10 protein-coding genes are annotated in these 11,925 nt (G+C 67.3%); all 10 read right to left on the reverse strand.

Annotated elements, in window-relative coordinates:
- Positions 1-12: 12 nt before the first annotated feature.
- A complete protein-coding gene (locus MK181_01000; GenBank protein ID MCH2418370.1) occupies positions 13-2,358 on the reverse strand; it encodes an arylsulfatase in 2,346 nt (781 codons plus the stop codon).
- A 67-nt stretch (positions 2,359-2,425) separates the two neighbouring features.
- Entirely contained in the window at positions 2,426-3,142 is a 717-nt protein-coding gene (locus MK181_01005) for a TSUP family transporter (GenBank protein MCH2418371.1), read from the reverse strand.
- Positions 3,139-3,981, reverse strand: a complete 843-nt coding sequence (locus tag MK181_01010; GenBank protein ID MCH2418372.1) for an alpha/beta hydrolase — start codon at positions 3,979-3,981, stop codon at positions 3,139-3,141. The genes MK181_01005 and MK181_01010 overlap by 4 nt, the downstream gene beginning before the upstream one ends.
- Positions 3,927-5,195: an LLM class flavin-dependent oxidoreductase gene (locus MK181_01015; GenBank protein ID MCH2418373.1), complete on the reverse strand. Its 1,269-nt coding sequence runs from the start codon at positions 5,193-5,195 to the stop codon at positions 3,927-3,929. Before MK181_01015 ends, MK181_01010 begins: the two co-directional genes overlap by 55 nt.
- Before the next feature lie 50 nt (positions 5,196-5,245).
- A complete protein-coding gene (locus MK181_01020) occupies positions 5,246-5,971 on the reverse strand; it encodes an HAD family hydrolase (GenBank protein ID MCH2418374.1) in 726 nt (241 codons plus the stop codon).
- A 31-nt stretch (positions 5,972-6,002) separates the two neighbouring features.
- Entirely contained in the window at positions 6,003-7,139 is a 1,137-nt protein-coding gene (locus tag MK181_01025) for an NADP-dependent malic enzyme (protein ID MCH2418375.1), read from the reverse strand.
- 356 nt (positions 7,140-7,495) lie between these two features.
- Complete coding sequence (gene pyrE / locus MK181_01030; GenBank protein MCH2418376.1) at positions 7,496-8,068, reverse strand: orotate phosphoribosyltransferase; 573 nt, start codon at positions 8,066-8,068, stop codon at positions 7,496-7,498.
- A complete protein-coding gene (purM, locus tag MK181_01035; protein ID MCH2418377.1) occupies positions 8,065-9,084 on the reverse strand; it encodes a phosphoribosylformylglycinamidine cyclo-ligase in 1,020 nt (339 codons plus the stop codon). The genes pyrE and purM overlap by 4 nt, the downstream gene beginning before the upstream one ends.
- Positions 9,085-9,128: 44 nt before the next feature.
- Complete coding sequence (gene purF, locus MK181_01040) at positions 9,129-10,691, reverse strand: amidophosphoribosyltransferase (GenBank protein MCH2418378.1); 1,563 nt, start codon at positions 10,689-10,691, stop codon at positions 9,129-9,131.
- Positions 10,688-11,925: AIR synthase related protein (locus MK181_01045; protein MCH2418379.1), on the reverse strand; the 1,238-nt coding region annotated here is incomplete at its 5' end. The genes MK181_01045 and purF, both read right to left, overlap by 4 nt.

Raw genomic sequence — 11,925 nt, forward strand, 5'->3', positions numbered from 1 at the left:
CCGCCGGTAGCCCTATTGGGTGACCGCCTCGGCCCGGAGCATCCCGGCGGCCACCTGGGCCCGGGTCTCATCGTCGACCTCGTCAAGGAGTTCGACGGTCACGCCGTGGATAGTCGCCGTGCACGCGAACCCATGCGGGTACGGCCCGACCGGTGACCGGGTGTCGACCCCCACGTCGAACGACTCGCCACCCATGGCGAACACCACCGGCACAGTCCGTTCCAACCTGGTCTGATCGACCACCCGACCGTCCACGGCCAGCGTGGCTACACCGCCGGCACCGAAGCCCCCGTCGGAGTCGAACAAGACGGTGACCTCCCGGCGACCGGGAACCAGCGCCTCGTCGGCGGCCATCGTGGTCCGCTCATGGCCGTAGAGGTTGTAGTGCCAGGTCGGTCGGCCCTCGTCAAGGTAAATCGACCACCCGTTGAAGCTGCCGCCCTGGCACACGATGACCCCTTCTGGCACCCCGTCGGTCGGCACTCCGACCGGCCTCTCGGGCACATCGAGGTCACACGTGATGCGGTACGAGCGGTTCTTGATGTTCAGCACGGCCTGCTCGGGCATCCGGACGTGCGCCGTGGTGTACGTCATCTGCCTCACCCCGGCCGGCGCCCTCGGCACCCGGACCGCCGGGTCCCGGTTGCCGGCGTTCCGCAAGGGATACACGCCGTTGCGGAGGCACTCTTCGTGGAACAGGTCCTGCATCTCGGCCAGCAGCTCCGGACGCTCATCGGCCAGGTCGTGACTCTGGGAGAAGTCGTCACGCACGTCGTAGAGCTCCCAGGACTCCTGCGGGCCGTCGAACGGCGCCGAACCGAACCGGACCCACGGGACCTTCCCGTGGAAACAGGAAGCCATGAACCCGTCGTGATAGATACCGCGGTTGCCCATCACCTCGAAGTACTGGGTACGCCGGCCATCCACTCCGGGATCGGTGAACGAGGCCAGCATCGACTGGCCCTCGACGGGCATCTGCTCGATGCCGTTCACCATGGCCGGGGCCTCGATGCCCGCCGCGGCGAGGATGGTGGGCGCCAGGTCGATGACGTGGTGAAACTGGTCCCGGAGTCCACCAGCGTCGGTGATGTGTCGGGGCCACGAAACGGCCAAGCCGTTGCGGGTTCCCCCGAAGTGCGACGCCACCTGCTTCATCCACTGGAACGGTGCATCCATGGCCCACGCCCACCCGACGTTGTAGTGGCACTCACTTCGGACCGTGCCGAAGTCGTTGATGTGCTCGAGCAGGAACTCGGGATCCTCCTCCTGCCCGTTCTGAAGCGCGGGCAGGGACCAGGTCCCGTGAATGCGACCCTCGGCCGACGCCCCGTTATCACCGGTGACGTAGATGAAGAGGGTGTCGTCCCACTCGCCCATGGCCTCGATGGCGTCAATGAGGCGGGTCACCTGAGCATCGGTGTGGGCCAGGAAGGCCGCGAACACTTCCATCAGGCGACGAGCCACTGGCTTGTACCGGTCGGGATAGTCGTCCCAGGATGGGATCACGTCGGGTCGGGGAGTGTTAGCCGTGCCCGGCGGAATGACCCCCAAGGCCAACTGCCGCTCGAAGATCGACTGGCGCAGGTCATCCCAGCCGTCGTCAAAGAAGCCGCGGAAGCGGTCAAGCCAGGCGTCGGGAACGTGCAGCGGCGTGTGGACGGCACCGGGAGCGAAGTAGCACAGGAACGGCTTGTCAGGTCGGTGAGCCCTGATCCGCTGTATCCACTCAATGGCCTTGTCGGCCATGTCCTCAGTGAGGTGGTAGTCGTCCCGCCCCTCAAACGGGGCGACCGGCGTGGTCTGGTCGTAGAGGTCGGGCTCGAACTGCGAGGTCTCGGCGCCCGGGAACCCGTAGAAGCGGTCGAAGCCCAACCCGGTGGGCCAACGGTCGAACGGTCCCGCCGGACCCCTCTCCCAAGGCGGGGTGAGGTGGCTCTTGCCGAACATCCCTGTGGCGTAGCCGTTCTGGCGGAGCACCTCGGCCACCGTGGCCGCCTCCCGGGGGATGACCGAGTCGAAGGCCGGATAGGAGGTCGCCGCCTCGGTGATGTGACCCATGTGCACGGTGTGGTGGTTGCGGCCGGTGAGCATCGCGGCCCGGGTCGGAGCACAGATAGCCGTGGTGTGAAACCGGTTGAAACGCAGGCCGTCGGCAGCGACCCGCTCCAGGCCGGGGGCGGGAACCGGTCCGCCGAAAGCCCCGAACGACCCGAAGCCCACGTCGTCCAGGAGGACGATCACCACGTTGGGCGCCCCCTCGGGAGCGCCCTCCATCTTGAGGGCGACCGGCTGGCAGTCCTCGGTCAGACGACCGATGGTGCCGGCGTAAGGCGGGGTGGGCCGCGGGATGGCGGTCATGGAAGACCCGAACCTACCTGAACGCCCGATCCGGCCCAGTAGCCATGCCAGGGGTGGGACTCGGGTGTCAGACCACCTCGCCCACAACTACAGCTAGGCCCCCTAACCCGGCCAGGACCAGGATCAGGGGCCGGAACCATCTCCGGTCCACCCACCGCCGTACCGGTGGCGCCACGACCAGGCCGATGGCTGCCGACCCGGCGACTAGGGCTCCCCGCCCAAGGTCGGCGGCGGTGACTTGGCCAGTCGTCGCCATGATGGTGACGATCACCACCAGGTTCACCAGGTTCAGGGCCGACAGGTTGGGTCGGATCATCGATGGGGGCCGGTCGTGGTGGAGGATCACGAACGGCGGGCCGGGCAGGGCTGCCACCCGAGTTCCGAAGGCCACTAGCAGGCCGCAGACCGGGGCGGTCCACCGACCCCTCTGCGGTGCCCATCCGACGGCGACCAGCACCACAGCAAGGACGATCAGCGCCCCAACAGCCACCTTGAGGCCGCTCTCGGAAAGCGTGCCCGTGGCCAGGTGCCCGAGCGCCACCCCGATCGGCATGCCGACCAGGCACCGGGACAGGTACGACCATTCGATCCCCGACCGTTCGCGCACCAGGTGTCGCAGACCGACCGTCATCCCACCGATCATCATCGGGAGCGGGAGAAACGCCGGTTCCACGGCCACCAGAACGGGTGCCGCGATGAGGGTGATCCCGAACCCGCTCGAAGCCTGGGCCACCGCACCGGCCACCACGGCCAGGACGACGACCAGGACCTCCAGGCCGCTCACCCGGAATCGTTCCGCACAATCGCCGCTACGGCTGCCGGGGCGTCGAGGGCGACCAGGTGGGCCGCCCCGGCGATCGGGGGTGCCACGGTGGCCGTCGGGAGCAGGCCGGCGAACCACTCGCCGTAGGACGGAGGCACGATTCGGTCCTCGGCCCCCCAGACCAGGACCACCTCCGCTACCACCCGGTGCAGACGGTCGGCCAGGCCGTGGTCGGGTAAGGGCCAGACCAGCGAGGCCGCAGTTCTCCGCCGCACGTAACGGGAGACCCCTAGCTCGACAAGGCCGTCGGCGTCGAGCCCCTCGGGCATGGCGGCTAGCGCCGTCCTGACATCCTCGTCGGCCACCAGATGGACCTCCTGGTCTGTCAGGGAGAGCGAATAGAGGTCGACCCCAGGATCGTCCGGGTCCCACAGGCCGGTCGGGGCAACGGCCACCAGCGACCGGAACGCCTCGGGGCGGACGGCGGCTAGTTCGAGGGCCAGCATGGCCGAAACCGAAGAGGCCACCCACCGGGATCCGACCAGCCCCAGCCGGTCGGTCAACTCCGACAGGAACACCACCCAGTCGTGGACGGTACGCAGGGTCGGATCCCCCGGCGTGGGACCAAACCCGGGCAGACAGGGCGCTACCACCCGGTGGTCGACCGCGAGGTCGTGCATACAGGCCGTCGGCTCGTCCAGCCCCGCCGGTCCATGGAGAAACCCCACCACTGGACCTTTGCCCAGTTCAAAGGTGGTCACCGGACCGGATCCGGTGGCTACCTCCCGACGCTCGATGTCCACCGTCACCGAACCCCGCCCACCGAACGGCGGCGGCCGGCCCCCATCGGGGTCGGCCACCAGCGGTGTTCCCACTCGTCCTCGAAGAGTCCCCGGATCTCTGGGAGGACCTCCCGGGCCACCAGGTCGGTGTTGAACATGGTCAGGTCGCGGTCCATGTTCCCGAACTGGAGGAGCAGCATCAGGTTCCCCACGTTTAGCGTGGTGGCCACGTTGACCAGCTGTTCAGCTACCGAGGTCGGCGACCCAATGACCACGTACCCGCGCTCGACCATCTCATCGAACGTGAAACTGCCGTCAGTCGACGACCCTGTCGGAGCCTTCTTCCTGTCGGCCGACCGTGCGGCGGCCCGGGCCACCATGCCCTCCACCCCGGCCCGGACCGTGGCCTCTGTCTGGTAGCCCGGCGGGTCGGCAAACGGCGGGTACAGGTGCAAACACCGGTTGAAGAAGTACTCGGCGGGCTCCCGGTACAACCGGCGGGCCTCAGCGTCAGTGTCGGCCACCCCGACGAACTGGATGAAGCCAGCCTGAAACGGGTTCGGCTCCCGCCCCAGGTCGGCCATCCGCTGCCAGAAGCCCCGCATGGTGGCCTGGCCCGCCTTGTACCCGAAGTAGGAGAGGTACGAGTAGACGTAGTCCATCTCGGCGCACCACTCCCAGGTCTCCACCGACCCACCTCCAGGAATCCAAATCGGAGGGTGTGGCTGTTGGACCGGGCGGGGCCACGGATTCACGTAACGGAGCTTCGTGTAGGTGCCGTTAAAGGCGAACGGCTCCTCGGCGGTCCAGGCTCGGACGACCAAGTCATGGGCCTCGTAGTAGCGCTCTCTCAGGGTAAGCGGGTTCATGCCGTAGGCGAAGCACGTATCCATTGGCGTGCCCACCGGAAAACCGGCTACCAGACGACCACCCGATAGGCCGTCGACCATGGCCAACTCTTCGGCCACTCGCAGGGGCGGGTTGTAGAGGGCCAGCGAATCACCCATGACCACGATGGCCGCGTCATCCGTAGAGCGGGCCAGGGTGGCCGCCATCAGGTTTGGACTGGGCATCAGGCCATACCCGTTGGCATGGTGTTCGTTCACGCAGATTCCGTCGAAACCGACCGACGCCGCGTACTCCAACTCATCGAGATAGTCGTGGTAGGCCCGGTGTCCGACCTCTGGGTCGTAGAGGCCGGGGTCGATGTCCACCCAGACCGACCGGTGCTGGTCAGCGAACCCGTCCGGAAGGTCCGGATAGGGCATCAGGTGGAACCACAGGGACCGCACAACCTCGATCCTCGCCCGAACCTCGTGGCCGGGCCAACCGGGCCCGGTGGTCAGGCCAGACCCAGTACCGCCGGGATCTGGTCCAGTCGATCCACTACGTGGTCGGCCTCTAGCCCGTCCTCTAGGTCGTCGAGCGCCCCCCGGAACCGCACCGTGGCCATACCCAGGGCCCGCGCCCCGGCTACGTCTGTCCGCTTCAGGTCTCCCACGTGGGTGACGCTCGCCGGGTCGTCAACCCCCAGCCCATCCATTGCAGCAAGAAAGATCGCCGGATCGGGCTTATAAACGCCGACCTCGTCGGAGAAAGCGGCAAAGGTGAGGTGGTCGAGGATGCCGTGGTGATCGAGGAACTTTCGCAGGTGCCGACCGGTTGCCAAGGAGGTGTCACTGACTAATCCGACGACGACGCCGGCATCCACCACCGTGGACAGGACGTGCGCGGCGTCGGGCACCGAAACTACCTCCAGGGCGAACGACGCCGAATCGAACGCTTCGGCAAGTGCGTCCCGGTCCTCGGCATTTATGCGGTCACCGAAGGCAGCGAAGCACTCCTTCAGGGCCCTGGTGGGGCCGTACTGACGACCGGCCCGCCACTCTTCGTCAAAGCGCGCGGGCAGTGTCGACAGGGTTCGGTGGATCAGCTTGTCGTCGATGTCCAAGCCACGCTCGTTGACCACCCGGCGCCAGAACCGAGTCCTGGTTTCGACCGCTCCAGGAATACCGGTTAGCAGGGTGTTCCAGAGGTCGAAGGTGACAGCTCGGACCGGTGAAACCATGGTGTCTGGTGTCTGGTGTCTGGTGCTGGGTTCAGCCGCGGCAGACGCCGTCGGCCAGCGCGGCTTCGGCCACCGCGGCTGCTACCCGGGCGGGCACTGCCCGATCGAAGACGGATGGGACCACGAAGCGGTCCGTCAGCTCGTCGTCGGACACCGAGTCGGCGATGGCCTTCGCAGCGGCCAGTTTCATGTTCTCGGTGATGTCGGTAGCCCCCACGTCCAAGGCCCCTCGGAAAATACCCGGGAAGGCCAGCACATTGTTGATCTGGTTTGGGTAGTCGCTCCGGCCGGTGGCCATCACGGCGGCCAGGCCGTCGGCGTCCTCGGGTCGGATCTCTGGTTCCGGGTTAGCCATGGCAAACACGATGGGGTCCTGGTTCATGGTCCGCAGGTCAGCTGCACTGACCAGGCCCGGCCCGCTAAGGCCGATGAACACGTCGGCACCGACCATTACTTCCTGCAGGGTTCCCATCCGGCGGTCCTGGTTGGTGTTGGTGGCGAACCACTCCTTGGCCGGGTTCAGGTTGTCCCGACCGGAGTAGACGGCTCCCGATCGGTCCACACCTACGATCTTCTGGACTCCTGCGTTGAGCAGGATCTTGCCCACGGCCACCCCAGCTGCCCCCATTCCGGCAATAACCACCGAGAGGTCGCTGATCCGACGCTCGGTGAGACGACAAGCGTTCCAGAGCGCGGCCAGTGTCACCACTGCCGTTCCGTGCTGGTCGTCGTGGAAGACGGGGATATCCAGGGCCTTGCGCAGGGCTTCCTCCACCACGAAGGCGGCCGGTGCGGCGATGTCCTCCAGGTTGATGCCACCGAACGTCGGCGCGATACGAATGACCGTGTCGATGATCTCCTGCGGGTCCGACACGTCGAGGCACACCGGGAACGCGTCCACTCCGGCGAACTCCTTGAACAGGAGGGCTTTGCCCTCCATGACCGGCATGGCGGCCGTCGGGCCGATATCGCCCAGACCGAGGACAGCTGTTCCGTCGGTGACTACCGCAACTGTGTTTTTCTTGATGGTCAGGTCGTGGGCCCGGGCCGGATCCTCGTGGATAGCCATGCAAACTCGGGCCACGCCCGGCGTGTAGGCCATCGACAGGTCGTGGCGGTCGTTGACCTCGGCGAGAGAAACCACCTCGATCTTGCCGCCCTCGTGCATGTCGAAGGTCCGGTCGAACCAGCGCAGGATCTCCACGCCTTCCTGCCCCTCCACGTCGGCCACCACCCTCGCTGCGTGGTCCTCGTCCCGACAGTTGACGACGACGTCATTGATCAGGTGGTCCCCGCGCACGTCGAAACCGCCCATGGAAACGATGTTGGCGCCAGCTTCGCCGATCGCCGTGGCCAACCGGCCCAGAGTGTTGGGCACGTTGTCCAGCGCCACCTCCATGTGGATGGAGTAGGCCGCGGTAGGAAGGAAGGGCACCGTCCGAGCCTACGAGTGGCCTTGTCGGCCACCTCCATCGGACTCTCGGATGAGACTGGTTCGGTATGGCGGAGGCGACACCGGGGGGGTCAGGGCCCCTCGTACGGAAAACCCAGGTCAGGCGCGGTAACCAGTGGTACGAAGGCGATGCCCGCTTCGGTGGCCGCAGCGGCGCACGTCCCACCCCTGTCGACCACCGGGAGGATGACTACCGGGTCGGCACCTAGTTCTCGTACCACCGACGCGGCCTCCAAGGCCGAGGTTCCCCGGGTCACCGTGTCCTCACAGACCACCACTCGGTCGCCGGGCTGCAGGGCACCGGCCAGGCGGCCCTCCACCCCATGGCTCTTGGACTCCTTGCGAATGCTAAACGACCGCAAATTCCGTCCGCGAGTGGCAGCTACGGCGGCAATTCCGAAGGCCACCGGGTCGGCTCCGGCAGCCAGCCCACCGATGGCCGTGACCGGACCGCCGTCGGCCTCTAGCGCCTCGAGGGCCTCCAGAGCTGCGGCGGCCACCAGGAGGATGCCGTCGGCCCGGCACACCGTCTGTTTGGAGTCGCAGAACCACGTGCTGGTCCGGCCTGACTTCAGGGTGAACTCCCCGGTCCGGATGGAGTGTTCCAGGAGATGGGCCACTAGGGCCTCGCGTGCCACCGTCATGCTCCCGTCTCCTCCCGGTACGTCATCGTGCCCGACCCGGGCACCAACTCACCGACTACCCAGGCGGATCGGTCATGGGTGGCCAACGTGGCCACCACGTCGTCGACTCCAGAGGCTGGCACGGCCAGCACCATCCCCACGCCCATGTTGAACACCCGGGCCATCTCGTCGTCGTCCACGCCACCCATGGCCTGAAGCTCACGAAAGATCCGCGGGACCTCCCACGTGGTGGGATCGACCACGGCGTCCACCGCGTCGCCCAGCACCCGGGGGAGATTGCCAGGCAGACCCCCACCGGTCACGTGGGCCACGGCATGAACCTCGTGGGCGGCCAGGGTGGCGACCACCGCCGGGGCGTAGATAACACTGGGAGCGAGAAGCTCATCGGCCAGCGTCTGGTTGGCCCCTTCCCAGGCCGAATCGGCCAACGACCGCCCGGCCACGTCGAATACCAGGCGGCGGGCTAGGGAAAAGCCGTTGGACCGAAGGTTCGGACTGTCTAGAGCAACCAGCAGGTCTCCGGCCACAACGGCCGAGCCATCGAGGAGCTTCCCACGTTCCACCGCCCCCACAGCGAAGCCGACGAGGTCGAACTGGTCAACGGCCATCACCCCCGGGTGCTCGGCCATCTCACCTCCGATCAGTGCACAGCCGGCTTCTACGCATCCGGCGGCGATCCCCGCTACCAGGCATTCCACAGCTTCCGGATCCAGATGGCCGATAGCCAGGTAGTCGAGGAAGAACAGTGGCGTGGCCCCGACGCACACCAGGTCGTCGACGCACATGGCCACCAGGTCCCGTCCGATGGTGTCCAGGCGGCCGGTCAGTCGGGCAATCTCGGCCTTGGTCCCCACCCCGTCGGTGGCCGATACCAACAGGGGATCCTGGAACCCGGCTGCCGACGGGTCAAAGAGGCCGCCAAAGCCGCCGATGTCACCCACCACCCCAGACCGACGGGTGGACCGGACCAGTGGCCCGATCCGCCGAACGGCTTCAGCGCCGGCGTCTAGGTCCACCCCGGCCTCCCGGTAGCTCCTGCCTGTGCTCCCGGCCACGACCCTCAGTCCCGTCCGAACAGGCGACCGGCGGCTTGGGTGGGCAGCTCGTTGTCCTCGTCGTTGGCGTGCACCGGCATGGAACGTTCTGGAGGTGGACCGTCCCCCCCTTCCAGCACCCCCTTGGACAGGTTCACCGGGATCTCGACGGGGTAGGTCCCAGTCAGGCAGGCATCACAGAACCCGGCACCGACGGCCCCCGTAGCCTCCAGGAGGTGGTCCAAGGTGAGGTAGGTGAGGCTGTCCACCTCGAGATACTCCCGGATCTCGTCCACGGTGAGGTTGGCGGCCAGTAGTTCGCTGCGAGCACCGGTATCCATGCCGTAGAAGCACGGCCACCGGTATGGCGGCGACGAGACCCGCAGGTGGACCTCGTCGGCTCCGGCGGCTCTCAGCATGCGCACCATGGCCCGAGTGGTAGTACCCCGAACGATCGAGTCGTCGACCACTACTAGTCGCTGGTCCTCGATGTTGTCCCGTAGCGGGTTCAACTTCATTCGCACGGCCGCCGACCGGAGGGCCTGGGTGGGGGCGATGAAGGTGCGCCCGATGTACCGGTTCTTGACCAGGCCCTGGCCGTAGGGGATCCCACTGGCCCGGGCGTAGCCCTCGGCGGCCGGGATCCCGGATTCCGGTACGCCCATCACTAGATCAGCCTCCACCGGGGCGTGGTTGGCCAGCATCTCGCCCATCCGCACCCGGGCGTGGTGGACGCTCTGGCCGTACAGGACGGCGTCTGGACGGGCGAAGTAGACGAACTCGAACAAGCAGAGCCGAGGATCCACGTCTTCGTCGGAAAACGGTCGGAACGACCGGCACCCGGTGTCGTCAATCACCACCACCTCGCCGGGGTCTAGTTCCCGGACCATGTGGGCCCCGATCACGTCCAGGGCCGGCGACTCGGAGGCCAGCACCCACCCGCTGTCCAGGCGGCCGAGGCAGAGGGGCCGGAAGCCGTTTGGATCCCGGACGCCGATGATCCGATCGTGGTCGGCCAGCACGAGGGAGAACGCACCGTGGAGGCGCGGCAATACCTCGGTCAGTGCCTCGTCGAACGCCTCGCCTGGGTCCATGTCGCCCCGGCCGGCCAGCTCCGTGGCCAGCATCTCGGCCACCAGGTCGCTGTCCGACGTCACGGTGCCAGGGAGCATCCCGCACTCGGCGGCCAACTGCTCAACGTTGACAAGGTTGCCGTTATGGCCGAGCGCAAACTCGACGTGGTCGACGCCCCGGTAGACCGGCTGGGCGTTGCGCCACGTGCTCGAGCCGGTCGTCGAGTAGCGAGTCTGCCCGATAGCCAGATCCCCGGTCAGGGTGGCCAGCGTTCGGTCGTCAAAGGCGTTGGACACCAGGCCCATGTCCTTCACCACCGTCAGGGACTCTCGATCACTGACCGCCATCCCTGCCGACTCCTGTCCCCGGTGCTGGAGGGCGTAGAGGCCCAGGTAGGTCAGGTGGGCCACTGGCTGACCCGGAGCGAAGACGCCAAAGACCCCGCACGCCTCCTTCGGCGTGTCGTCGTCGGGATAGGCACCGGCGATGTCGGGGGTGGTCGCCGGTCGGTTCATCGGTTCGTAGTCCCAACGCCCAGGGCCTCTGGGAGCCGGCCCGTATAGGCGGCCACCACTTCGTCCACGGTGACGTCGAGGAGGCCCTTGACGATGAACCGGGATCCGGTAGCCAGACCCAGGCGGACGGTCGGCACCTCCGCAGTTTCGGCAATGGCCAGCACCTCGGTCAGACGTTCGGGATCGACGGCCACCACCACCCGACTGGGTCCCTCTCCGAACAGGGTCCGATGGTCGGCGATCCGGGCCAGGTGGGCGCCCACGCTGGATCGAACCACCATCTCGGCCACCGCCACCCCCAGCCCCCCGGCCGACACGTCGTGCACGCCGTCCACCAAGCCACCCGACACCAGGTCCCGGACCACGTCAGCCACCCGAAGATGGAGGTCGAAGTCCAACGGGGCCAGCGCACCACCCGGCGCCCCGTGAGCAGCGCCCCACAAGGAACCTCCCAGCGAAGTGGCCTCGGGGCCCAGTACCACGAGGCGGTGGCCGTCAACCAGCGTGGCCCCCGGGGGCCGACGCCGCAGGTCGTCCACCACCCCCAGCAGTCCGATGACCGGCGTGGGGTCGATGTCTGACCCCGCCGACTCGTTGTAGAGGCTGACGTTCCCGCCGATCACCGGCACGCCAAAGGCGTCGCAGGCTTCGGCCATACCGTCCACGGCCTCGGAAAGCTGCCACATCACCTCGGGTTTTTCGGGGTTACCAAAGTTGAGGCAGTTAACGACGGCCAGCGGCCGGGCTCCCACGCAAGCCAGGTTCAGGACCGACTCGGCCACCACGTGGGCCGTGCCTCTCCGGGGGTCCACAGCGCACCAGCGGTGGTTCCCGTCGGTGGTCAGAGCGAGACCCCGTCCCGTCTCCGCACCGGTGGTGGGATGTCGAAGCTTGAGCACCGAGGCGTCATCGCCCGGACCTACCACCGTGTTCAAGAAGAGCTGGTGGTCGTACTGCCGGTATACCCAGGCTGGATCGACCAGCAGGTCGAGTAGGTCAGCGCCGGGATCGGCCGGCGCTGGAAGGTCGTCGGCCGACGGGCCCGGTGGCTGACTCGGCTCGGACCGCGGTCGGTCGTAGAGAGGGGCGTCCTCGTGCAGCGAGGTGGCTGGGATGTCGGCCAGTACCTCGCCGCCGAAGCCGTCCAGAATGCGCAGTGCTCCACCGTCTGTGACCCGACCGATCACAGCGGCCCGAACTTCCCATCGCTCGCAGATCGTCAGTACCCGGTCTA

The organism is Acidimicrobiales bacterium (genome assembly GCA_022452035.1).
In the GTDB taxonomy this organism is placed as follows: domain Bacteria; phylum Actinomycetota; class Acidimicrobiia; order Acidimicrobiales; family MedAcidi-G1; genus UBA9410.